Consider the following 23,248-nt stretch of genomic DNA (forward strand, 5'->3'; position numbering starts at 1 on the left):
CTCTAACATCTAAAAAATGAAAAAACTAAATATATACTTCACAGCAGGAATTCCGCAATTGGAAGATACTGGCGATATTATAAAACTCATCCAAGATTCCGGAGCGGATATGATGGAAATCGGAATGCCATATTCTGATCCTGTTGCGGATGGACCGGTCATTCAAAAAGCACATGAATTGGCTTTGAAAAATGGAATGACGATTGAAAAACTCTTTTTTCAATTAAAATCAATTAAAAACGAAATTAAAATTCCAATTATTTTGATGGGATATATCAATCCTGTTTTAAGTTTTGGATTTGAAAATTTCTGCAGAGAATGTTCTGAAAGCGGTGTTTCGGGATTGATTATTCCTGATCTCCCGCCAATTGAGTTCGAAAAAAATTATCAGAAAATTTTAGAAAAATATAATCTGAATTTCACTTTTCTCATTACCCCTGAAACTTCAGATAATAGGATTTTGTATTTAGATTCTTTAAGTTCAGGCTTTTTGTATGCGGTAAGTTCTTCTTCCACAACGGGAAATGAAAATGCAGTTTTAAAAAACGAAGACTATCTTTCAAGAATTGCTTCTCTTCCACTAAAAAATCCTGTGATGATTGGTTTTGGAATTAAATCTAAAGAAGATTTTGAAAACGTTACCGAAAAAGCAGACGGCGGAATCATCGGAACTACCTTCGTCAATATTCTGCTGAATGATAAAGATTGGAAGATAAATGCCATAGATTTTATTCATTCAATAAAAAATTAAAAATCACTAAATTTGTCTGTTAATAAAAGGCATGAACACACATCAAAATAAAGTCGTTGCATTTGAAGATTTAGGCATCAAAGATTATCAATCTTCTTGGGATTATCAGGAAAAGCTGATGAAAGCAATCATTGATACCAAAGTCAAAAACCGCGACTTACCAGCCGAAGAACGTCACACCACTTCCAATCATTTTCTTTTGGTAGAGCATCCTCATGTTTATACTTTGGGGAAAAGCGGTCATGAAGAAAATATGTTGGCAGGAATTGATAAATTAAAAGAAATCGAGGCGACTTTTGTAAAAGTAAATCGAGGCGGAGACATTACTTATCACGGTTTCGGACAGATTGTGGGTTACCCTATTTTGGATCTTGAAAATTTCTTCACCGATATTCATTTATATATGCGAAATCTTGAAGAGGTGATTATCAGAACAATGGCTGAATTTGGTTTAAAAGGCGAGCGCTCACCCGGAGAAACCGGAGTCTGGTTGGATGTCGGAAAACCATACGCCAGAAAAATCTGTGCAATGGGCGTAAAAGCTTCCCGTTGGGTAACTTTGCATGGTTTTGCCTTCAATGTCAACACCGATATGCGTTATTTTGAATACATTATACCTTGTGGAATTAAAGATAAACAGGTGACTTCTTTGAAAAGAGAGCTCGAAAGAGAACTGACAACAGAAGAAGTTGAGCAGGTAAAAAACAGCATTAAAAGGCATTTTGAGAAAGTTTTTGAAGCGGAATTGGTGAGGAAAAATTAGAAATTTTATTTAAGATTTTGAATCTGTTTCTTTTTGGAGCAGATTTTTTTTCATTGTGGACTAAAATAAAATTGAATTGGAATTGATTATTTGCTTATTTTAGAAGAATAATATTTGAATTGTTGATTTGTTTGAAAACAAATTTTGCATCCATAAATCTAATGCATAAACTAATGAAATCAACCTTTATACTTCTTTTATTAATGGCTTTAACTCTCAATTTAGGGTGTAGACAAACAAATACCATTCCTATAAAGATAAAACTAAATCTCGAAAAGGAATATACTAAGTCAGTAAGCAAAAATGATTTTTGGGTTAAAAATCAAATAGAAGAACAAAGTTTAGATGTAATAACAGATTCTATAATTGAACATTACTATGACGTAACAATCGACATTGATAATGTCGGGGAAAAAGATTTGTACATAGAGATGATGAGTTGTTCTTGGTACAACAACTTTAAGATTAATAATAATTACACTTATTTTTATAATCCCAAAGGTGGATGTGACAGTAATATCCCTGAACTTAAAAAAATCGAATCAAAATCTAAGATAACAATTAATGGGACTATTCGAAAAAACTTAAAATTTGACTATCCCGCTAAAAATAGTATATACGGCGAACAAGTAAAGCTTACTAAAGTAGGGTTAATTATTATAGGTGATATTTACAAACCTAACCGCAAAGATTTTTCAGATTATTTTCTCTATATGGAAGATAAAAGCAAGCAAAAATTAATTTGGAGCAATGGTATAAATCTTCTGAGAAAATAACTAAAATCAAAAAGAATAAAATCAAAAATCAACCTCTTTTAAACTATCTTAAAAGAGGTTTTTCATTTGTAAAATCAAACATTATAGATTCCATCAACAATTAAATTTCATAAAATTAAATTGCACACAATTTAATTATTCCATATCTTTGCATTGTTATTTTGATTCAATCAGTTTTAAGAATCGAATTTTTAATTTAAAAAAATAATAAACAATGTCGTTAATAGAAGACCTAAACTGGAGACATGCCGTAAAAGCGTATGACTCAACAAAAAAAGTATCACAAGAAGATTTAAATACAATTTTAGAAGCTGCAAGATTGGCTCCTACTTCATCAGGATTACAACCATTCCGTGTGATTGTGATAGAAAATCAGGAATTAAAAGAGAGAATGGTAAAAGGCGCACTAAACCCGGAAGTGATGAGAGATTCTTCTCACGTTTTGGTTTTTGCAGCTTGGGACAGCTATTCAAATGAGAAAATCGATAAAGTATACGATCATCATACCGATGTGAGAGAATTGCCACAAGGACGTTTCAGCAGTTATACCGATATGATCAAAGAGATGTACAACGCTCAAACTCCTGAACAACATTTTGCGCATACCGCAAGACAAACGTATATTGCATTAGGTTTAGCAATGGCTCAGGCGGCAGAATTGAAAATCGATGCAACACCTGCGGAAGGTTTCAATAATCAAATTGTTGACGAAATTCTTGAGTTGAAAGAATTAGGTTTAAAAAGTGTCACTCTTTTATATCTTGGTTACAGAGATACCGAAAACGACTGGCTTTCAAACATGAAGAAAGTAAGAATTCCGATGGAGGAATTTATCATCAGAAAATAGTATTTTTATTTGGGCAGCTATTTCCGTCTTCCGCTCCCACTCTTTTTTGCTTCAGAAGCAGTCTTAAAAAGAAAATCTGGTTCAGCAAAAAAGGAGTTCTGCTCAAGCCGGGCTGCAAAGTCTCAGTAAAATAGTATTTTCACAAAATCACTAAATTATGGACAATCACAACCCTCCCCAATTAGGAAACCAACTTTGTTTCCCGCTGTATGTCATCGCAAAAGAAATCACCGGTTTGTACCGTCCGTTTCTTGATGAGCTAGATATTACCTACTCACAATATCTTGTGATGATGGTGCTTTGGGAAAAGGATGGATTGACCGTCAATCAGGTCGGAGAAAAACTCTATCTCGACAGCGGAACCTTAACCCCACTTCTGAAAAGATTGGAAGCTAAAGGTTTTATCATTAGAAAAAGAAAAAAAGAAGACGAAAGAGTCGTAGAAGTTTTTTTGGATGATGCAGGAAGAAATTTACAACAAAAAGCTTGTGAAATTCCTGCAAAAATGCAGAAAAAACTGAATCTGACAACAGAAGATTTAGTAGAACTGAAAGAAACCGTTCAGAAAATTTTAAATAAAATTCAAAAATAAATGAAAACATTATATACCACCAACGTTACCGCAAAAGGCGGAAGAAACGGACAGGTAAAAAGCGATAACGGTGTTTTGGATCTTGAAGTAAGAATGCCAAAAGGATTAGGCGGAGCCAATGACGATTACACAAACCCCGAAATGCTCTTTGCAGCAGGATATGCAGCTTGTTTTGACAGCGCATTGAACTTGATCATCAGTAAATCTAAAATTGAAACCGGAGAAACTTCGGTAGCTGCAAAAGTAAGCATCGGACAAAATGAAGATGGTGGTTTTGGCTTAGCTGCAGAATTGGACGTGAATATTCCGGGAGTTTCTCTTGAAGAAGCCCAGCAATTGACTGAAAAAGCTCATCAGATTTGCCCATATTCTAATGCGACAAGAAATAATATTGAGGTGAAACTTTCGGTGACAAATAACTAAGAAATTTTTTCTTTTAATTATATAATCTGCTTTCTTTGGAGGCGGATTTTTTATTTCAGTAGGTTTAGAGTTTTATTGTGGAAATTATTTATTTTTATGGAAATATAAAGCCTTAGCAATAGCCGAACTTTAAAAACAATCGGTTTTTATAACAAAAATCTTATGAAAAAAATATTCGCCTTACTTTTCGCCATCCTGATGACCAATCAAATCTTTGCTCAGACTGAAAATTACAAAACTACCATTGATCAATTTCAGACGAAATATAATGCCGGAAAATATGATGAAATTTTCAACAGTTTCTCGATCGAAATGAAACAGGCATTACCCCTTGAAAGTACAAAAGAATTTTTAACTAGTTTAAAATCTCAAGTTGGTAAAATTGAAAATAAAGAATTCATCAAATACGAAAAGGAAACTTATGCAAGTTATAAAATCAAATTTGAAAAGGCAGTTTTATCAGTCAATATTTCACTGAATGAGAACCATCAAATCAACGGACTTTTTGTAAAACCATTCGAAGAATCTGCTACATCAGAAGCGAAGAATACTGTAAATGTTTTAAGTAAATATCCAAAAGAAATTGCCCAGATTATTTATTCAAAATCGAAAGATTTTCCAAATAATACCCAATTATCTATTGCCGTCATCAAAAACGGAAAAACAAATTATTACGGAATTATAAAAGAAAATGACTCTATAAAACCAATTGAAAATCAAAGTAAAGTGTTTGAGATTGGTTCGATTACTAAAGTTTTCACATCCACAGTTTTAGCTTCTCTGGTAGAAGATAAAAAAATCAACTTGGCTGATCATGTCAATAATTATTATCCTTTTACATTCAAAGACAACATCAACATCAGTTTTGAAAGCTTAGCCAATCATACTTCTGGGCTGCCTCGTTTACCCGAGAATTTAGATTTATCCAATGAGTCTAATCCTTACAAAAATTATGGTAAGAAAGAGCTTGAAGATTATCTTAAAAATACTCTGAAACTTGATAATAAACTTTTAAAATCTTACGCTTATTCAAATTTAGGAGCAGGTTTATTAGGACATACTTTAGGTTTATCTCAAAAAACAAGCTTTCAAGAGTTATTAAAGAAAAGAATTTTTGACAAATATAAAATGACGAATTCTTTTAGCAATTCTCGAAATTTGGGAGAAAAATTGGTAAAAGGTTTAAATGCAGATGGAGAAACAATTCCAAATTGGGACTTTGACGTTCTGTTTGGCGGTGGCGGAATCTTATCAACAACAGAAGATTTAGCGAAATTTGCCACCGCACAGTTGAATGCTAAAAACAAAGAACTTACATTAACAAGAATACCTACTTTTGACATCAGCGAAAAGATGAAAATCGGTTTGGGCTGGCATATTTTAAAATCAGAAAACGGTCAAAATTTATTTTGGCATAACGGTGGAACTGCCGGATATTCATCTTCAATGACTGTGAATACTGATAACAAAACAGCAGTGATTATCTTATCAAATGTTTCGGCATTTAATCCTAAAATGGAAAATATTGATCCGTTGTGTTTTGAATTGATGCGGGAAATGAATAAAAAGTAGTATTGTTTTCTTTGCAACAAATAATTTTTAGGAAAAGATTATTTATTTTTATTGTAATATTTTTGACCCCAAAATTAAACAGAGTCAATTAGTTATCACAAAATTAAAATATTTAAATTTAACAATGCGACCATATAAAGGATATATTAAAGACGACCCTAACTTCAAAATTTTGTTTGAGAACACAGTAATGATAGTTGGACACATTTTTGAAACTTCATATTGCTTCGATAAATTAACAAAAGAAGAATTTCCCATTTTTGAGTTTGATGATGATCCGTGTTGCGGCATTTTGGGACAAAACAATGATTGGTGTTTGATAGGTGGCGATGTTTTAATCCTAAAAACTTGGGTTGACAATACTTTGAGATTAGTAGGTGATCTTAAACAAATATTTGATTTAAAATGTATTGATGCTTACACTACTCAAATTTTAACAGATCCTTGGTCAGAAAATTCTGAAATTTGGCAAGTTTCAATTGACTTAAATAAACTGACACAACCATTAACTTTAACAAAGATACGAGACTTCAAAGAGTATTTTGACAAACCATATTCAGAAAATATTGAATGGTAATAACACTGATTTATATTGTAGATTTATCTTTTACCTCGTCACAGAATCACTCCTTTTATAAGCATCCACTTTTATATACTCATCATTGATTTCCTTTTCTTTTTTATCTGAAATTAAAACACCGAAAAGATGGTCGATCTCGTGTTGGAAAATCACGGCAGTAAAACCTTCTACAATTTCTGTAAACTTTTGGCCTTTTAAATCTACATATTGTAATTGAATCACTTTGCTTCTGTAAAACTGTCCACGAAATTCAGGGATTGATAAATCACCTTCCGGGCCAAGATTTTGAAGTTCAGATTTCCATGTAATCACAGGATTGATGAAGTATTCTAATGGCTCTCCAGCTTTATCGAAACGCTGCACCCAGATTATTTTTCTATTGATTCCTACTTGTGGTGCGGCGATTCCTACTCCACCGTCAGTCGAAAGTAAGGATTCTTTCATTCTGGCGACCAATGTTGCTGTATTTGGATCTGTTGGGTTGATTTCTTTTGATTGATCTAATAAAGTGATGTGTTGATGAGAATCGGTTGTTTGAAAAATAGGCAAACCGGTTTTTATGTCGCCTTGATTGATTAGGGAAATCTCGGTTGACGTCAGTTTTTGAGCGTTGATAAAACTGATGAAGAATATGAGAAGTAAAGAGATTTTTTTCATTGTTACAAAATATAAACAAATATAACCATTGCTTTTTAAACATAATGTTTGTCATTCTGACGAAGGAAGAATCTAAGCTGTATTTTTAGAGATTCTTCACTACATTTCATTTCGTTCAGAATGACAAATTTTGCGTAAAAAACAGGCTAAAGCCGTTTCTATTGAATGTTTTTATTTAGATTTCTACATTGCGTATAGTTTTTATCTCATGCAGATTTAGCAAATTCACTAGATAAAAAATATGAGTAATCTGCGATAGATAACTTTAATAAGTTTTCGTCATATCCGCAGGAATGATCAGATTAAAATCTGTCGGGATATAATCTTTTTCAGGGACTTTCAAGTCAGAATTTTCAGATTCAAAGACCGAAATGACCGCCATTTTCAGGTTCGGGTTTTTCTGTTTGATGTACCAGTAGATTCCGCCAAATTCTTTGCTGTGGAAATTTCCGTTGTAGTGGATGAATGTTTTTCCGGCTTCAAAATTTTTCAGGATAGATTCTGCCATTGTTGCGTCTTTGATGGCCTGTGCAGAAATGAAGTTCATCACTTTGGTTCCTTCGGCATGATCACCCATCATTTTTTTCATTTCAGGATAACCAGGCGTATCTAACGTAACTTTTATAGGAAGTTGGGCAATGTATGACTTATCTTTTTGACCCAATTTATTTAAAGATTCGAGACCTTCTTTGGCAGTTTGGGACGCATATCTTCTCGGAACGTTTGTAGCGATGAATTTCAACTTTTTATCTTTAGCAAAATCTACCAAAGGCTGATAATCTGTCGCAAAGTTGTTCCAAAGACGTGCTGAATCTTTCAAAGTTTTTGCATCAAATTTTCCGCTTAAATAATTGTCTAACTGAGATTGATTATCTCTTTCAAACATTTCGGCTCCTAAAATTAACTGTCCTTTTTTCTTTGCAAATAGAGCTTCCGTAATTTTTAACTGAAGCCAGTGGTTGATGGAACTGTTGTGATTTTCACCAAAGAAAACGATGTCATAGTCCGCTAATTCTTTGACGAGCTTTTCAGTTTTTATTTCTTTTCCTTTTTTGTCGTAGAATTGATAAGGCTTAATGTTTTGTGCTTTCAATACTGAAAATCCCAGCAGCAACAGGATGATGAAAGTATTTTTCATTCTTATTTATTTTATCGTCTTAATTTACTATTATTTTAAATAATCAAAGTAGGGGTGGCTCATTTTAGTTTTTTGATGCAAAAATATAGTTTCGGAAGTAAGAATATAGTTCAACAATCCTCTAATACTGTTCGACAATGCTTCAATATAGTTTGACAACGCTCCAACATAGCTTGACAGTGCTTCAATATCGTTTGACAATGCTAGAATATATTTTGACAACACAAAAATATAATTCCACAATGCTCGAATATCATTTGACAACGCTAAAATATAGTTCCCACCCGCTCCAATATTGTATGAGGAAGCAAGAATAGTCTTTTCAGATGCCTACATTAGATTCCTGGAAGTTATATCTATTTGGGGCTTGATCTGTTTTTTATTTTTAAAGTTTGCTATTTTTGAAACACTAATGACACCAATAATTTTCACTAATAATTCTTTAATCCAAACTTTTAATATTCGTGGTATTTGTGAAAAAAACATTTGTGCAATCTGTATTTTCATTAAAATAAAAGACCGCTTTGAATAAAAAAACAAAACGGCCTCAATCAAATTATCTAATTATTACTTTTCAAAATCTGCGACAAGGTCTTTCCACTCTTGCAATTCAGGGATTCCCGGTTTTCTTTTTCCGAAGAACTGAACGATGAAATCACCTTCTTTGTTGAATACTTCAATCGCTGTTACTTCACCGTCTTCCGTTGGTTTTTTCACAATCCAAGCTTCAGCGATTTTGGTAACGTCTAAGTGTAAGTTGAAATCAGGATCCATCACGTTGAACCACTGTTGGTGCCACATCGTCTTCTTCACTTCACCTGTGTGAATCTGGATAATTCCTCTGTTACCAACGAAAATCATGATTGGTAAGTTCTTTTCAGATGCATCTTCAAGAACGTTGACAACTTTTGAAGTGTCTATTTTTTTAGCATAACCTTCAGGAGCCAATCTCAAAGCCTGAGTTCTTGAAACTCCGAATTTTCTGGTCATCATGAAGAAATCGTGAGTGTCTTTCAATTCTGTCCATGCTTTTTTGAACCCTTCAGCATCAATTTCTGAATCTTCTTTTTCAGGAGCTTTTGGAGCAACTGCTTCCAATTCAAAAGTTTCAGTTTGGTTTTCAGCTGTAAACTGAGCAACAATCGGCTCGAATGCTTCTGCGTTGCTGTCTTTCGTTAAATATATTTTATGAAGTGCCAGACCGTCTTTCCCGAAGAACTGAAGGCTTTTTCTGTCACCTTCCACTACTGCAAAAGCAAATTTCCAGTGATTCTGGAAGATTCTTAAATCAATATCTTCTCCTACGAAAAGCTGTGCGTGAGGACTGCTGAAATCACCATTCAAGTAAGTTCCTTTTCTCTCGTGTACGCATTCGTCGTTTCTTGTCAGGGCCATTACCTTTCCTAATTTTTCGACTTCGGTTAAGATATTGGCAAATTCAGGTTTTAGGACGGTAACTCCTTCTCCTACGTTAGTTAATAATAATTCTGCTTCGCTTACACCCAATTGTTCTGCGGCATTTCTTATTCTCAAATGTGGGTTTTCTGCTCTTAGAGCTTCCCATTTTTCTTTCAGTTCGTTAACTAATGTGCTCATTATTTTATTTTTTTATGGTTAAAACTGTATATAATCTTGTGATGGTTTCTTCGCCTGTTTTACTTTGAATCTGCTCTTCCTTTTCTGAGATTTTCATTCTTTTAAAATGACTTTTAGAAATCAATTCTTGCATTTCATCATTGCTGTACAGCGTAAAATCGTATGCTGTGAAAGGTAATTTTTCCATGAAATTTCTCTGCCCGAAAGTGAGAACGAAAGTTCCTTTATCTTTCAAAACTCTGTAAATTTCATTTAAATATTCAACAGGATTTTTCCAGAAATAAACGGTATTCACTGTAAATATCTTATCAAAAACCTCATCTTCGAACGGAAGTTTTTCACCTTCATACAAAACAAAATCAGCCTGATCTTTAAATTCAGTATTTAAATTTTTAGCTTCTTGATGCATTGTTTCAGAGATGTCGATTCCTGTGTATTTTAAATCTTTAGCAATTTTTAAAAAGCTTTTCAGGTGACCTGCATTTCCATGACCGATCTCAAGAATATTCTCGTTGTCTTCGATTAATAAGGCATGAATACTTTCCAGCGTCATTCCGATGTTGGTGGCATTCATCATTTCGCCGATTTCAATGCCTTTTTGACCTTGCGGGTTGGCAAGATTCTGTGCTAATATTTTTAAATCTTTATCTTCCATTTATCCAAAAATAATCATTGGGTTTGCGTTGACAGGGTGCGGACAAATCGTACAAGGGAAATTGTATGCCTGCGTAATATTCTCTGCTGTAAAAACTTCTTCCGGCGTTCCGTAAGCGGAGACTTTTCCTGATTTCATTAATAAAATTTTATCTGCAAACTGCGCTGCCAAATTCAAATCGTGCAAAACAACAATTGCTGAATTTTCTTTTTGCGTAAATTTTTTGATGATTTCCAAAGCTTTGTACTGATGCTTGACATCGAGATTATTCAGAGGTTCATCCAGAAAAATCAATTTCTTTTCAATCTCATTTTCCACCTGCGCCATTACTCTGGAAAGGTGTACACGCTGTTTTTCTCCACCTGATAATGTATTGTAATCTCTTTCTTTCAAGTGATAAACATCGGTTTCGTACATGTGCTTATTCATTGCTTCGAAATCTTCTTTTCTCGGCTGTGAATCAAAGTATGGATATCTACCCATCATGACCACATCTTTTACCTGCAAAGGAATTTCGTTGGAATTGTGTTGAGAAAACTTTGCTTTATGCATCGATAATTCCCGAACTTCCCACTCAGAAATTTCTTTGTTTTTAAATAGTATTTTCTGTTTTCCCTGCTTCACTTCATTCGCCAAAATACTCAGCAAACTTGATTTTCCGGCTCCGTTGGGACCAACAATTGCCAGAAAATCTCCGTAATCTAAAGTGACATCTACATCATTCAGAATAAAAAATTCTTTATGCTTGTAATCAATCTGACGTGCTTTTAACATTAGAGTGATTTTTTAAATTTAATTAAAATAGCGATGAAAATCGGTCCACCAATTAATGATGTTAAAATACCAATCGGTAATTCTGACGGTGCTACAATGCTTCTGCTGATGGTATCTGCAATTAAAAGTAAAATGCTTCCCAAAACTGCTGACAGAGGCAAAATGAATGTATAATTTGATTTAAATAACAATCTCAAAATATACGGTACAATAAGCCCAACAAAACCAATCGTCCCGGAAAAAGCAACGCAGGTTCCTACCATTAGCGAAGTGATAATGACAATCTGTTTCTTTAATCTTTCTACATTGATTCCTAAATGCTGTGCATCTCTTTCGCCCAACATCATTGCATTCAATGCTTTTCCTTTTGGAAGTAAAACTGCATAGGAAATTGCAATAACCACTGCAAGAACGATGTTTTTTGTCCATGTTGCGGCGGCAAGACTTCCCATATTCCAGAAGGTAAGATCTCTCAATTGTTCATCTTTAGATATATAAATCAGAAAACCTGTAATTGAAAAACCAATCGAGGTAATGGCAACACCGCTTAACAACATCATCACGACATTTGTTTTTCCGGCGCTCGTTGAGATTCTGTACACCAGCATCATTGCTAATAAAGCTCCGATAAAAGCTGAAATACCCGTCAGTGAAAACTGAACCATCTCAGGAAGATACTCTTTGAAATGTCCTCCTAAAACAATTGCAATTGCTGCAAGTAAAGTCGCTCCTGAAGTTAAACCTATCGCCTCACCAGTTGCCAAAGGATTTTTGAACAAACCCTGCAGACTCGTTCCCGAAACGGCAAGCATACTTCCGATGAGAATCGCCATGATAATCCGAGCTGCACGAACATCCCAAATGACATATTTATCGCTTAGTGCTAAATTTGGATCACCTGAAATATACCGGCTTAAAACGGTAAACGGTGAAACCCCATTAAAATCATAGACCCCAATATAAAGTGCCCCAATTGCCAGAACAACCAGCAAAAGGACACTTATTAGTACATAAAAATATAATTTACTTTGTGCTTTCAACTAAAAGTTTATTTAATGCAACTGCAGCCTCACCTAATCTTGGACCGAAACCGGAAACCAAACCTCCGTCCATAGCAATAATCTTTTTGTTTTTACCAGCGTTTGTCTGAGAAACCCCCGGCATTTTTAATGCACCTTCGTTACCACCAGAACCTTCAAGACCTGTAGAGAAGAAGAACAATACATCAGGATTTGCTTTTACCACCGCTTCCGGAGTTAAAGGTTTGAAATCTTCAAAATCATTGATTGCGTTTTCACCACCTGCAAGACCAATTAATGCAGCCATGGGTGTATTTTTCCCTGAAACCATCATCATATTTCCTCTTGCGTAGATGAACAATACTTTTGGCTTTTTAGCGATAGGCAGTACCTGCTTTAGATCTGCATCAATTTTATCAGTCAGTTTTTGATAATCTGTGTTTCCGATCGCTTTTGCAACGTCGGCGATTAATTTTTTAGTTCCGTCAACGGTAAATTCCTGCTTGAATAATTCAGTTTTGATTCCTGAAGCTTTGATTTTCCCTAACAGATCAGGATTGATGTCTTTATCAGAAGCTAAAATTAAAGTAGGACTTACTGCCATGATCGGCTCAATCGTCATTGATCTTACGTGACCTAAGTTTTTAGCTGTAGCTTTTAAAGATTCCGGATAGGTACTGGTAACGTCTGTTGCAACAATTTCGCTTTCGTGACCAAGAGCTGCTACAATTTCTGTAATACCACCGCTGATAGAAACTATTTTATTATTTGATTTTGGAGTTTCAGAAGAAACTTCAGTTTTATTTTCCGTAGGTTTTTGCGCCTCTTTTTTGCAAGAGTACACTGCCATAAGTACAGATGCTGCAAGGATGAATTTTTTCATTTTTATTTATTATTTGATTTATTATAAAGGCTTATATTCGAATTGAGGTCTTCCCCTCTCTCCTGCCGTGTTTGTCAATCTTGTAAATCTTAATTTAAAATAGAAGCCCTCAGCATCTTTTACAATATAAAAACGGTCACCATACACTTCAAGTCCATTGGCTCCTACAGGGTTTCTCCAATTAGCCCCGATAATTCTTTGGTCATTATGTATAAATTTTGACTGATCAATATCTGAAGTTTTAAAGTTTGTAAAAGCTTCAACTCCCGAAGATGTGGAAGGAACAATAATTTCATAAACTGCTACTCCACCAACGTTATTAGTCGTTACAAAATCAGCGTAAATATAACTTCCTGCTCCTATAATTGTATTTGTGAAAACGGTGAAACAGATGTCCCATTTCTTTTTTTCGGGTTGAATGAAGACCTGTTTTGCAATTTTATTTGGCTCTGGCTTTAGATGATTTAAGCTTACAAAACTGTAATTATAAGTTGGATCTTTTGCTACTGTTATTTCTTTGTGACTAGCATCATTCAGGTTGGCATATTTTACCTTATATCCATTTCCTGCTCTTACTATCTGAACTTTCATCCAGCCTCTGTCGTCTCCACCCGTTGCTACAGAACCTGTCGGCACCGTACCTGTGTAAATTTCTTTACCCATATTCACTAGATAGACTGCGTTATCAGATTCGCTGGCTCTAATTTCTTCTATTGCTGTGCTTCCTGTAGGAAAATCACCTTTCACATCATCAATGAAAGCAACATTTGCAGGATTAAAATTGGCAACCTGCACCTGGGTTTGCAATGCTGCAACACTTGCTTCTGTCACTAAATCAATATTGGTAGCATTGGGAATTTTACCTGCTGCCATCATAATTGATGAATTCAACACTACTTTAAATTCGTTTCCTGAATATAATGCAAGATCCCAATCTGTTCTTTTGGTAAGAATTTCAGTATCTGTTCCGAAATCAAACCAAACCTGGTTAGGCTGTGTGGCACCTCCAACATTAGGATCTACTCTAGCTCCGTCTGAGGGCGTTACCACTACCGGATCTTCATTATCATTAATACACGACTGAGAAATGAATGAAGCGCCTACTAATAAGCAAAATAGTATTTTTTTCATTTTAATTTATTTAAAAATTATAATTTAATCTAGCGAAGTAACTTCTACCATAGAACAGATTCTGTTGATCTCTAGGTCCGTTATGAGAATTTCCAGCCTGTACGGTATTTCTCACGCTTGTAACATCAAAAATATTTTTTATTCCTAAGCTCAGTTCCAAATGGTTCTTGAAAAACGGTTGACTCAATGTAAAGTTCAGCATGTTATAATCCCCGATTTCACCTAAAACATATTGACCAGGATCTTGTGCATCCTGAGCATTTGTTCTTAAAGTATATTTTCTCTGCTCGCCTGTATATTTGTAATATAGTGCAAACAATGTTTTGGTATTTTGTAATGTATAATTAGCTGCAAAATTTGCTTCAGCATAATAATTAAAATCATTAGGAGAAGAAATATTACCTGAATTCAGAGATTGAGAGATTCCCATTACCGAAACTCCTGCGTTAAGCGACAAATCGCCTTTTCTTACATTAATGCCACCTCCGAATAATAGAGATCTATAATTATCAACATTCAGATAAGTGATCTGTAATGGGCTGTTGTTGACCACCACATCTTCGATTCTGTTTTGTACATCAAGATACATCCCCGATGCACTGAAATTAAACTTCCAATCGTTTGATAAAGTAGTTGTATAATCCCAAAACACACTTGCGGAATACCCTTTTTCAGGCTTTAACGCTTCGTTTCCTCTGATATCATGATTATTGTCTACTACATAAGTATACAATTCATCATACGTAGGGAATCTGTTGGCAGTTCCGAAAACGGTACGGATATCCGAATTTTCTGACGTTCTGAATCTGAAAGTCGTTGAATAGTTATATTGAGAATCAAATTTATCACTCAATGCCAATCGCACACCGGGACGGAATGAAAACCAATCAACCACATTCCATTCTGCTGATAGGAAATTTGCATAATTGAAAATCGATCTTTCGATGCTTCTTCCGTTATTATTGCTTTCAAAAGTGCTTGCTTCGGCAAATCCTTTTGTTCGGTCTAATTCGTAACCAAGCTGGAAATTGATTTTTTCACTGTTTAAGAAATTACTAAACATTCCTCTTGAATACAAGACATCAGATTTGAAGAAAGTTTTTTCAGAGTCTCTTGATAATTCTGTTCTGTTTGGAACATCATAAAGGTAATCCTGAGATTTTCTTTCTTGAGTTTGATAAGAAAAATCGCCGTTGTAATTTATTCTTCCCAATTTGGTCTGAATATTAAACTGGTGAATCCATCTCTCAGTATTGTAGTCTATATCATTCGAAGTGTAGGTTCTGTTTCCGCCACCAAGATAATCTTCAACTACCAAAGGATTGTAGTAGTTTATTTTTTCTGTAAGGTAATTTAATTTGTAAAAAAAGCTTGTGTGACCTTTTCCGTATCTGATGGTTCCGTTGGTTGTTAGCATGTCTTTTGGCTGCCATTCGTACCCACGGTTTCCGTCATTGCTTTCGCTAAAATATTTGTACCCGTTATAATTACCTTTATAGCCCTGAAAATCATTATGATTAATATCTGCTGTAACAGACCAATTATCATTAATTTTATATCCAAGGTTCAAAGACTGAATGTGGCGGCCGTTTCCTTTTTGAACCAGTCGTAATCTTTACCAACTGTTTCTTCCTGTACAGAGGCAATGGCTGTAAATTTCTTTCCGTAATTTTTCTTGGTAATGATGTTGATAACTCCCGCAACCGCATTATTACCATATTCTACACCCATAGAACCCTTTACGACCTCAATTCTTTCAATATTATTAACATTAATTTTGGTAAGATCTACCAAATTCCCCATTCCCTCGTCACTTACTACCGGAATATTATCGATCAGGATTTTAGTGTACTCGCCACTTAATCCCATAATATTAGCACTTGAATTCCCTGAACCTCTGCTTGGTTCAATTAAGATATTTAAATTTTGATTAAGAACTTCTGCAACGTTTGTTACTGCCATATTTTTAATCTGCTGCGCATCTATGACCTCAACTTTATAAATAGATTTATTAATCGACTGTTGCATGTATTGTCCGGTGATGACAACTTCTTCTATTTTTTTCTGATTGAGAGAATCTTTTTCCTGTGCATTAATGATAACGAAACCAGATAATAACACAATAGAAAACACTTTCTTCTTCATAGATTCAAATTTTTGACAAATATAATATTTTATTTAGAATAGATAAAAATAAACAAGAATTAAAAAAGATGATTTATCCCAAGTGATGTATGATAACATGAATTCGAAAATGATAACTGATTTTAAATTAATTCTTTTAAATGATTATAAATAACTTTTAAGGGACTGAAGAAACAGATAAAAATCATCATTTTATTTAGAACAATTAAAAACAAATGTTTATTTTTGCTTCATAATTAAAATAATAGAAAAAATGAAATTAAAATTACTTTTTGCAGGATTGGTTTTTTCTGCTTTTACAGCAAATGCTCAGTTAGCGATTATTAACGAGAATTTTAACAATTTTACCGCTGGAGATACAACTACTACATTTCCTCAGAACGGATGGACAACTGTTATGGCAACAAATCCGGCACCTTTTCCACCAGCTCCTACAATGGTTGTTACTAATGCTGCCGATAAAGCAGTTCAGGCTTATTCTGGAAATAATCCTTCCATGCCTTCATATTTGATTACTCCGCAGATTACTACACCTACAGGAAATAAATCTTTAAATTTTGTAGCCCAAAAAGCTGCAAGCTCAAACGGAACTATTGAAGTGGGATTGGCTTCTAGCCCTACAGATATGAGCACTTTTGTATCTTTCGGGTCGGTGTCATTAACGACAATGACTGCTCAAAATCTTAGCTTTGTTGTTCCTGCTTCTGCTTCTTCATACATTGTATTTAAATTTACACCTACAGCAGGTCACAATCTTCTTCAAATCGACAATGTTGTATATGATTTAACAGCAAATTTGGCGGTTACAGATAATGTAAAAAAGGCAGAAAATATTAAGTTTGCTGTTAACACACAAAACACTGCTCTTCAGTTTGTAGGTAAAGTACAGCCTAAAACTGTAGAAATTTATTCTGCTGCGGGACAACAAGCTTCTGCTGGTAAAGTAAACAATGGTCAATTTGATATCACTACCCTTCAATCAGGAGTTTATTATATCCTTATCGAAACTACAGAAGGTAAAGCTATAAAATCTAAGTTTATCAAAAAATAAGCTTATAAGTTTAAAAATTAAAAAGGTTGATAATTTATTTTATTAACCTTTTTTTATTATAACACCATAGAATACAGCATATTATGAATGAAAATTAATTTAAAAAATAACGAAACACGACAAATATCATGTTTTTATTTAGAATAATTAAAAACAATTATTTAGTTTTGTAGAATAATTCTAAATAAGAGATTAAGTTATGAAGACAAAATTATTTTTTGCATCATTATTAGCAATAACAGTACAGCAAACTGTCTTGGCTCAAACAGATGCAAATGGCTACACAACAGCAAATGTAACAATGGGTAGCGGATATGCCAATAGAGTATTCTTTGATCTTTCTGCAAACAATTCAGTTTCTCAAGTGGGTGACAATTGGGATATTGCTTTCTACAGAAATAACGCAATGGACAAAGGTGTAAAAATCAATGATGCTAAAAACGTTACTGTTTATGAAGCTTCAGGTGTTGCTGCTGACTTTGATTCGGTGAATCCTTCTCAAATCGGAACTTGGGGAACGCCTTTATACAATCCAGATCTGACAAATCGTTTACAGGACGGAGCGTTTGATGCTGCTACTAAAGCTCCGGCAGGACCGTTAAATTATGGTTGGGGAACCTACAACATTGGCACGCACACCGTAAATGGAAATGTGACTTTTGTACTAGACTATGGTAATAATAATTATATTAAATTTTTCATTACATCATTTGCTAATGGCTATACTTTCAAATATGCTATTTGGAATGGAAGCGCATGGAATGCGACACAGACTAGAGCTCTTCCTAATGGAACTGATGATGCTTACTTTAATTATTTCTCTTTTACCACTGGTGAAAAGGTTTTAAATATGGAGCCACCAAAAGCAAATTGGGACTTGATGTTTACAAGATTTTACACAGATTTTGTATATCCGGGAGGATCTATGATGTATAAAATGGCAGGAATTCTTCAGAGCCCAACAGTTTCTGTGGCAAAAGTACAGCCGGAAACTCAGGAAACATCAACTGCAGTATTACCGACTACTCCATTTTCAAATAATATCGCAACCATCGGCTATTCTTGGAAACCAACTTCAGGAGCACCTCACTCAAATGTTGTTTATTATGTAAAACAAGGATCAGAATATTACAGAATGTATTTCATTTCTAATGGTGGTACGGGAACAGGTAATATGTATTTCAAATACAAAAATATTACCTCAGTTCTAGGTGTAAGAGAAGTCGGTAAAAAAGCATCATTCGGAATTTATCCCAATCCTACAACATCTGATAAGAAAGTTACAGTTTTGTATGATGTGAAAGAAAAAGCTAATAATAAAGGCAACGTAGAAGTTTATGACCTTACCGGAAAGAGAGTTCATCAGTCTGAATTGACAAATCAAGCAGGTTTCTACAAACAGGAACTGAATTTATCTCATCTTCCAGCTGGAAATTACATCGTGAAAATCACTTTTGGCGGACAAACAGAAACCAAAAAATTAATCGTAAAATAAACGAGATTTAAAAACTGACAATCGGTTTTTTAAAATTCATTTTTAAAAATAATACTTTCTATTTTTTCTATAAAAGGCAGTTTCATTATTTATGAAACTGCCTTTGCATTTTTATACCATTAGCCAAATTAATATATTTTAAAACCTTTATAAACCTGTGCTGTTTCGGTTAAAATTTTTGAAGTATTTTTCTGAATTCAAAAAGATGATCTGTTCCGTTGTGACGGTTGTGATGTTCTACACTTTCCCATAATTCGATTAGGAAAAAAGTTCCTTTTTGTTCGTTATCTTCAATCAGTTCGTACTGCAGACATCCTTCTTCTTTTCTTGTTTCTCTCACTAATTTCTGAAAAAGCTCAACGGCTTCCATCAGATAATTTTCATTGAATTTGAAAAGTGCAACTATATGTAAATTCATGTGCTAATTTTAGGCTGTAAATGTAAAATAATTTTAAAATTGATTTCATCATTCTTGTCCTAAATTTATCACAAAATTTAATGTTTAAAAGATAGATTTGTAAATAGTAACTGAACTCATAATAATCACTAAACTTCCGATGATGATAAACATTTTGTTCACTGGAAGTTTTGCGGTTAGCATTGCCGAAAAGGGTGCAGTGATAATTCCTCCAAACAAGAGACCGAGAATAATATTCCAGTGCTGAATTCCTAATGTAAAGAAAAAAGTGATTGCTGCAGTAATCGTTAAAATAAATTTCGCAACCGTTGAACTTCCTACAGCAAATCTCGGAGTAAAAGAATTTTTAATTAAAGTTCCGGTTACTAAAGGTCCCCAACCACCACCGGCAAAAGAATCTATAAATCCACCAATTACGCCGAGTCTTGTAAGGTTGGTTTTCTTTTTTAAAGTTTTGTCTTTTTTCGGATTAAAAGCATTCGATAAAATTTTAAAACCCAGATACAAAGTATAAAAAGCTATAACCGTTTTTGTGATTTTAGAATAATATTCACCTACATAGGTGAGACATAATGCACCGATAATTGCACCGATCACCGCAGGAATTGCCAATTTTTTCACCAAACTTTTGCTCACATTTTTAAGTCTAATATGACTAATACTTCCGGCCGCGGTCGTAAAACTTTCTGCAGAATGTATACTTGCACTCACAATATGTGGCGGAATATTCAGAAAAAGAAGTGTGGTCGTACAGATTACACCATACCCCATTCCCATTGATCCTGCGACGATTTCTGCTAAAACCCCTACCAAAAGCATCCAGTAAAAAATGTAATTATCTTTGGCTAAAATCATCTGAAGTTCTTCCAGATAACCCAAATTATAAAGAATTCCTGATACAATTAGGAGAACTGCAAGAGTAGCAAAAAGTACGTTCAGCCTGATCTGAATTTTTCGTGAGATCACCATGCTACAGAATCATGACCGCTCCAACGGTAGAATTACTTGTTTCGTCAATCAAAATTGCATTTCCAGTTGATTTACTGTCTTCAAAACTGTCAAAAACTAAAGGTGAAGAAGTTTTCAAGCGCAATTTAACCACCTCATTCAGTTTAATGCTTCCTGTTATTTCTGTCTTTTCTAAAGTGTTGACATCAATTTTATATTCAATTTCTTTAATAATCGCTTTCAATGTTTTGCTTTTATGCTGAATAAAATATTTATTTCCTTCATTCAATTCTTTTTTATCGAGCCAGCAAACTACCGCTTCCAATTCATTTTCTACTTTGGGCTGACGATCAGTTTTCACTATAAAATCACCACGGCTGATGTCGATGTCATCCTCAATATGCAAAACTGCAGGCTGATTGGTAAATACAAAATCGACCTCTTTTCCGCCGGTTTCAATTTTTGATATTCTGCTCTGAATATTTTGTGGAAGAACAGTTATTTCGTCCCCTTTTGTGTAAACTCCAGAAATTACCTCTCCGGCATATCCTCTGTAGTCATGCAAATCATCAGTCTGCGGACGAATGACATACTGTACCTGAAATCTCGGATTCTCTGAATCTTTATCTTCATTAATTTCCACATTTTCAAGAAAATCTAAAAGTGCAGCACCTTGATACCATTGCATTCTTTCAGATTTTTCAACAATATTATCTCCATAAAAAGCTGAAATCGGGAAATATTCGACATTCTCCAAACCTAATTTTTTAGCTACCGAGCCATATTGTGCTTTGATATTATTATAAATAGCTTCTGAATAATCAACCAAATCCATTTTATTGATGGCAACTACAACATTTTTCATTTTTAATAATGAAGCAATGATTGAATGTCGTCTGGTCTGCTCGATAACACCTTGCCTTGCATCAATCAAAATTATGATCAATTGTGAATTTGACGCACCGGTAATCATATTTCTGGTATACTGAATATGTCCTGGTGCATCTGCTATAATGAATTTCCTTTTCGGAGTCGAAAAATAACGGTAGGCCACATCAATGGTAATCCCCTGTTCTCTTTCTGCCCTCAGTCCGTCAGTGAGAATAGCCAAATCAATTCCGTTCTCATTCTTGTTTTTTGATTGTTTTTCTAAAGCTTCAAGCTGATCAATCAGTATATTTTTACTGTCATAGAGAAGCCTTCCGATCAGCGTACTTTTTCCGTCGTCTACACTTCCTGCAGTGATAAATCTTAATATGTCCACGTGTAATTTAGTTATAAGTGATGAGTGATAAATAATGAATTTTTTAAAAGCTTATTGCTTACTGCCTTGAGCTTATTGCTTAAAAATATCCTCCTTTCTTTCGGTCTTCCATGGCGGCTTCCGTTACCTTATCATCGATTCGGGTTTCACCACGTTCAGAAATTTTAGAAGCAGTGATTTCTCTCACCACATCATCCAAAGTTTCGGCAGAACTTTCTACGGCAGCGGTACAGGTCATATCACCAACCGTTCTGTAACGGACTTTTTTATTAATAATCGTATCATTTTCATCAATCTGAATAAAATCAGAAACAGCTATTAACTGCCCGTCAAACTCAATGACATCCCGTTGATGAGCAAAATAAATCGGCGGAAGCTGAATATTTTCTTTTTTAATATAATTCCAGACATCAAGCTCCGTCCAGTTGGATATAGGGAAAACTCTTACATTTTCACCTTTATTGATTCTTCCGTTATAGATATTCCACAATTCCGGACGCTGAAGTTTAGGATCCCACTGCCCGAATTCATCACGAACAGAGAAAAAGCGTTCTTTCGCTCTCGCCTTTTCCTCATCTCTTCTTGCTCCGCCAATACATGCGTCAAACTGAAACTCTTCTATGGTATCTAATAAAGTATGGGTCTGTAACCAATTCCTTGAAGCAAACTTTCCTTTGGGTTCTGTTAAATTTTTAGCTTTAATGGTATCTTCCACTTTTCTTACAATCAATTCCGCACCAATATTTTCTGCTAAATAATCTCTGAACTGCAGAGCTTCCGGGAAATTGTGTCCGGTATCAATATGAACCAACGGAAAAAGAATTTTCATAGGAGCAAAAGCCTTTTTTGCCAGATGAACTAAAGTAATAGAGTCTTTTCCGCCACTGAAAAGTAACGCAGGTTTTTCAAACTGGGCCGCAATTTCACGCATAATATAAATGCTTTCTGCTTCCAGCTGTTCGAGATAATCTAATGTATATGCACTCATTCTTAATTGAGATTTTTTGTTACTATGTATGCAGACCGCATTCTTTTTGTGAACTTTCCCACCACCAGCGTCCAGCTCGTGGGTTTTCGCCTTCTTCAATGGCGCGTGTACAAGGCTGACAACCAACGCTTATAAAGCCTTTTTTATGAAGAGACAGTTCCTGAACTTTATTTTGTTCTAAATAATTTAAAACATCATGATACGCCCAATTGATTAATGGATTGTATTTGTACAGATTTCTTTCCTCATCCCACTCCAGAATCGACATATTTTCACGGTTTTCAGATTGTTCTGCACGAAGTCCGGTAATCCAGACTTTGGCATTTTCCAAAGCGCGATTCAAAGGTTTTACTTTTCTGATAAAACAGCATTCTTTTCTGTTTTCTACTGAGTGATAAAATGCATTGATCCCTTTTGAATTCACATAATTTTCTACATCAGAAACTTCCGGAAAGTAAACTTCAGTTTTTTTTTGATAGCGTGAATTGTTTTTTGAAAGCAAATCGTAATGCTCATAGAAGAGTCTTCCTGTATCTAAAGTAAAAATTTTTATCGGTAAATTATTTTTGAAAATAGCGTCTGTAATTACCTGATCTTCCTGACCAAGCGACGTGGAGAAAACAATTCCTTCGGAGATTTTTGATGAAATGAATTGTAATCCGTCTTCCAAAGTAAGTTGCTGTAAAGTTTCGATATCTTCTTTTGAAAACATAATTTCCTGTTTGATACCCGCAAATATCTAACAAAAATATTATCCTACCAAATAAGTAGACTTGTAAAAT

The 23,248-nt window shown here is 34.4% G+C and carries 25 protein-coding genes; 10 read left to right on the top strand and 15 right to left on the bottom strand.

The features are described 5' to 3' along the window. Positions 1-16 precede the first annotated feature (16 nt). The 8 genes from trpA to EAG08_RS03000 all read left to right on the top strand — a co-directional run bounded on the left by trpA (position 17) and on the right by EAG08_RS03000 (position 6,301). Complete coding sequence (gene trpA, locus EAG08_RS02965; RefSeq protein WP_129534148.1) at positions 17-751, top strand: tryptophan synthase subunit alpha; 735 nt, start codon at positions 17-19, stop codon at positions 749-751. Between the two features lie 31 nt (positions 752-782). After that, positions 783-1,514: a lipoyl(octanoyl) transferase LipB gene (lipB, locus tag EAG08_RS02970; protein WP_129534149.1), complete on the top strand. Its 732-nt coding sequence runs from the start codon at positions 783-785 to the stop codon at positions 1,512-1,514. Between the two features lie 173 nt (positions 1,515-1,687). Continuing rightward, a complete protein-coding gene (locus tag EAG08_RS02975) occupies positions 1,688-2,290 on the top strand; it encodes a hypothetical protein (RefSeq protein WP_129534150.1) in 603 nt (200 codons plus the stop codon). 214 nt (positions 2,291-2,504) lie between these two features. Then, complete coding sequence (locus EAG08_RS02980; protein ID WP_129534151.1) at positions 2,505-3,137, top strand: NAD(P)H-dependent oxidoreductase; 633 nt, start codon at positions 2,505-2,507, stop codon at positions 3,135-3,137. 157 nt (positions 3,138-3,294) lie between these two features. Then, positions 3,295-3,729 (top strand): MarR family winged helix-turn-helix transcriptional regulator, encoded by a 435-nt coding sequence (locus tag EAG08_RS02985; RefSeq protein ID WP_129534152.1) that lies wholly within the window; start codon positions 3,295-3,297, stop codon positions 3,727-3,729. Beyond that, positions 3,730-4,152 carry an organic hydroperoxide resistance protein gene (locus EAG08_RS02990; RefSeq protein ID WP_129534153.1) on the top strand — a complete coding sequence of 141 codons (423 nt, stop codon included), beginning with the start codon at positions 3,730-3,732 and terminating at the stop codon, positions 4,150-4,152. 162 nt (positions 4,153-4,314) lie between these two features. After that, positions 4,315-5,724 (top strand): serine hydrolase, encoded by a 1,410-nt coding sequence (locus EAG08_RS02995; protein ID WP_129534154.1) that lies wholly within the window; start codon positions 4,315-4,317, stop codon positions 5,722-5,724. A 124-nt stretch (positions 5,725-5,848) separates the two neighbouring features. Then, positions 5,849-6,301 (top strand): hypothetical protein, encoded by a 453-nt coding sequence (locus EAG08_RS03000; RefSeq protein ID WP_129534155.1) that lies wholly within the window; start codon positions 5,849-5,851, stop codon positions 6,299-6,301. A 30-nt stretch (positions 6,302-6,331) separates the two neighbouring features. On the opposite strand, the gene def is transcribed toward EAG08_RS03000, so the two are convergent. From def to EAG08_RS21755, 10 genes are all read right to left on the bottom strand, one after another. Then, entirely contained in the window at positions 6,332-6,961 is a 630-nt protein-coding gene (gene def / locus EAG08_RS03005; RefSeq protein ID WP_129534156.1) for a peptide deformylase, read from the bottom strand. Positions 6,962-7,226: 265 nt separating this feature from the next. Continuing rightward, positions 7,227-8,099, bottom strand: a complete 873-nt coding sequence (locus tag EAG08_RS03010) for a ChaN family lipoprotein (RefSeq protein ID WP_129534157.1) — start codon at positions 8,097-8,099, stop codon at positions 7,227-7,229. A 567-nt stretch (positions 8,100-8,666) separates the two neighbouring features. Then, positions 8,667-9,695, bottom strand: a complete 1,029-nt coding sequence (locus tag EAG08_RS03015) for a hemin-degrading factor (protein ID WP_129534158.1) — start codon at positions 9,693-9,695, stop codon at positions 8,667-8,669. A 4-nt stretch (positions 9,696-9,699) separates the two neighbouring features. Next, entirely contained in the window at positions 9,700-10,350 is a 651-nt protein-coding gene (locus EAG08_RS03020; RefSeq protein ID WP_129534159.1) for a class I SAM-dependent methyltransferase, read from the bottom strand. After that, positions 10,351-11,124, bottom strand: coding sequence for a heme ABC transporter ATP-binding protein (locus tag EAG08_RS03025; RefSeq protein WP_129534160.1), 774 nt, complete (start codon positions 11,122-11,124; stop codon positions 10,351-10,353). Further along, positions 11,124-12,164, bottom strand: a complete 1,041-nt coding sequence (locus tag EAG08_RS03030) for a FecCD family ABC transporter permease (RefSeq protein WP_129534161.1) — start codon at positions 12,162-12,164, stop codon at positions 11,124-11,126. Before EAG08_RS03030 ends, EAG08_RS03025 begins: the two co-directional genes overlap by 1 nt. Continuing rightward, the gene (locus tag EAG08_RS03035; protein ID WP_129534162.1) at positions 12,148-13,026 is read right to left on the bottom strand and encodes a hemin ABC transporter substrate-binding protein; all 879 of its coding nucleotides are present in this window, start codon (positions 13,024-13,026) and stop codon (positions 12,148-12,150) included. Before EAG08_RS03035 ends, EAG08_RS03030 begins: the two co-directional genes overlap by 17 nt. 21 nt (positions 13,027-13,047) lie before the next feature. Continuing rightward, positions 13,048-14,157 carry an HmuY family protein gene (locus tag EAG08_RS03040; RefSeq protein WP_228446734.1) on the bottom strand — a complete coding sequence of 370 codons (1,110 nt, stop codon included), beginning with the start codon at positions 14,155-14,157 and terminating at the stop codon, positions 13,048-13,050. Positions 14,158-14,167: 10 nt separating this feature from the next. Next, complete coding sequence (locus tag EAG08_RS03045) at positions 14,168-15,727, bottom strand: TonB-dependent receptor plug domain-containing protein (RefSeq protein WP_228446735.1); 1,560 nt, start codon at positions 15,725-15,727, stop codon at positions 14,168-14,170. Then, on the bottom strand, positions 15,724-16,302 hold the full coding sequence (locus tag EAG08_RS21755) for a TonB-dependent receptor plug domain-containing protein (RefSeq protein WP_228446736.1): 579 nt from the start codon (positions 16,300-16,302) through the stop codon (positions 15,724-15,726). Before EAG08_RS21755 ends, EAG08_RS03045 begins: the two co-directional genes overlap by 4 nt. Positions 16,303-16,555: 253 nt before the next feature. Here EAG08_RS21755 and EAG08_RS03050 point away from each other — a divergent pair, with 253 nt between their 5' ends. Further along, on the top strand, positions 16,556-17,353 hold the full coding sequence (locus tag EAG08_RS03050) for a T9SS type A sorting domain-containing protein (RefSeq protein ID WP_129534164.1): 798 nt from the start codon (positions 16,556-16,558) through the stop codon (positions 17,351-17,353). 199 nt (positions 17,354-17,552) lie between these two features. After that, on the top strand, positions 17,553-18,848 hold the full coding sequence (locus tag EAG08_RS03055) for a T9SS type A sorting domain-containing protein (protein WP_129534165.1): 1,296 nt from the start codon (positions 17,553-17,555) through the stop codon (positions 18,846-18,848). A 169-nt stretch (positions 18,849-19,017) separates the two neighbouring features. Here EAG08_RS03055 and EAG08_RS03060 read toward each other — a convergent pair whose 3' ends face one another. From EAG08_RS03060 to EAG08_RS03080, 5 genes are all read right to left on the bottom strand, one after another. Then, positions 19,018-19,266, bottom strand: a complete 249-nt coding sequence (locus EAG08_RS03060; RefSeq protein WP_228446737.1) for a putative quinol monooxygenase — start codon at positions 19,264-19,266, stop codon at positions 19,018-19,020. A gap of 84 nt (positions 19,267-19,350) precedes the next feature. Continuing rightward, positions 19,351-20,235, bottom strand: a complete 885-nt coding sequence (locus tag EAG08_RS03065) for a sulfite exporter TauE/SafE family protein (protein ID WP_129534166.1) — start codon at positions 20,233-20,235, stop codon at positions 19,351-19,353. A gap of 1 nt (position 20,236) precedes the next feature. Then, complete coding sequence (locus EAG08_RS03070; protein WP_129534167.1) at positions 20,237-21,478, bottom strand: sulfate adenylyltransferase subunit 1; 1,242 nt, start codon at positions 21,476-21,478, stop codon at positions 20,237-20,239. A 79-nt stretch (positions 21,479-21,557) separates the two neighbouring features. Further along, positions 21,558-22,466: a sulfate adenylyltransferase subunit CysD gene (cysD, locus tag EAG08_RS03075; protein WP_129534168.1), complete on the bottom strand. Its 909-nt coding sequence runs from the start codon at positions 22,464-22,466 to the stop codon at positions 21,558-21,560. A gap of 22 nt (positions 22,467-22,488) precedes the next feature. Then, entirely contained in the window at positions 22,489-23,178 is a 690-nt protein-coding gene (locus tag EAG08_RS03080) for a phosphoadenylyl-sulfate reductase (protein WP_129534169.1), read from the bottom strand. Positions 23,179-23,248 lie beyond the last annotated feature (70 nt).

Origin of the sequence: Chryseobacterium sp. 3008163, assembly GCF_003669035.1 — a bacterium.
Lineage (GTDB): Bacteria > Bacteroidota > Bacteroidia > Flavobacteriales > Weeksellaceae > Chryseobacterium.

Bases quoted from the DNA above. Each gene is read 5' to 3' on its own strand.
- trpA (WP_129534148.1), top strand. From the start codon at position 17: ATGAAAAAACTAAATATATACTTCACAGCAGGAATTCCGCAATTGGAA.
- lipB (WP_129534149.1), top strand. From the start codon at position 783: ATGAACACACATCAAAATAAAGTCGTTGCATTTGAAGATTTAGGCATC.
- EAG08_RS02975 (WP_129534150.1), top strand. From the start codon at position 1,688: ATGAAATCAACCTTTATACTTCTTTTATTAATGGCTTTAACTCTCAAT.
- EAG08_RS02980 (WP_129534151.1), top strand. From the start codon at position 2,505: ATGTCGTTAATAGAAGACCTAAACTGGAGACATGCCGTAAAAGCGTAT.
- EAG08_RS02985 (WP_129534152.1), top strand. From the start codon at position 3,295: ATGGACAATCACAACCCTCCCCAATTAGGAAACCAACTTTGTTTCCCG.
- EAG08_RS02990 (WP_129534153.1), top strand. From the start codon at position 3,730: ATGAAAACATTATATACCACCAACGTTACCGCAAAAGGCGGAAGAAAC.
- EAG08_RS02995 (WP_129534154.1), top strand. From the start codon at position 4,315: ATGAAAAAAATATTCGCCTTACTTTTCGCCATCCTGATGACCAATCAA.
- EAG08_RS03000 (WP_129534155.1), top strand. From the start codon at position 5,849: ATGCGACCATATAAAGGATATATTAAAGACGACCCTAACTTCAAAATT.
- def (WP_129534156.1), bottom strand. From the start codon at position 6,961: ATGAAAAAAATCTCTTTACTTCTCATATTCTTCATCAGTTTTATCAAC.
- EAG08_RS03010 (WP_129534157.1), bottom strand. From the start codon at position 8,099: ATGAAAAATACTTTCATCATCCTGTTGCTGCTGGGATTTTCAGTATTG.
- EAG08_RS03015 (WP_129534158.1), bottom strand. From the start codon at position 9,695: ATGAGCACATTAGTTAACGAACTGAAAGAAAAATGGGAAGCTCTAAGA.
- EAG08_RS03020 (WP_129534159.1), bottom strand. From the start codon at position 10,350: ATGGAAGATAAAGATTTAAAAATATTAGCACAGAATCTTGCCAACCCG.
- EAG08_RS03025 (WP_129534160.1), bottom strand. From the start codon at position 11,124: ATGTTAAAAGCACGTCAGATTGATTACAAGCATAAAGAATTTTTTATT.
- EAG08_RS03035 (WP_129534162.1), bottom strand. From the start codon at position 13,026: ATGAAAAAATTCATCCTTGCAGCATCTGTACTTATGGCAGTGTACTCT.
- EAG08_RS03040 (WP_228446734.1), bottom strand. From the start codon at position 14,157: ATGAAAAAAATACTATTTTGCTTATTAGTAGGCGCTTCATTCATTTCT.
- EAG08_RS21755 (WP_228446736.1), bottom strand. From the start codon at position 16,302: ATGAAGAAGAAAGTGTTTTCTATTGTGTTATTATCTGGTTTCGTTATC.
- EAG08_RS03050 (WP_129534164.1), top strand. From the start codon at position 16,556: ATGAAATTAAAATTACTTTTTGCAGGATTGGTTTTTTCTGCTTTTACA.
- EAG08_RS03055 (WP_129534165.1), top strand. From the start codon at position 17,553: ATGAAGACAAAATTATTTTTTGCATCATTATTAGCAATAACAGTACAG.
- EAG08_RS03060 (WP_228446737.1), bottom strand. From the start codon at position 19,266: ATGAATTTACATATAGTTGCACTTTTCAAATTCAATGAAAATTATCTG.
- EAG08_RS03065 (WP_129534166.1), bottom strand. From the start codon at position 20,235: ATGGTGATCTCACGAAAAATTCAGATCAGGCTGAACGTACTTTTTGCT.
- cysD (WP_129534168.1), bottom strand. From the start codon at position 22,466: ATGAGTGCATATACATTAGATTATCTCGAACAGCTGGAAGCAGAAAGC.
- EAG08_RS03080 (WP_129534169.1), bottom strand. From the start codon at position 23,178: ATGTTTTCAAAAGAAGATATCGAAACTTTACAGCAACTTACTTTGGAA.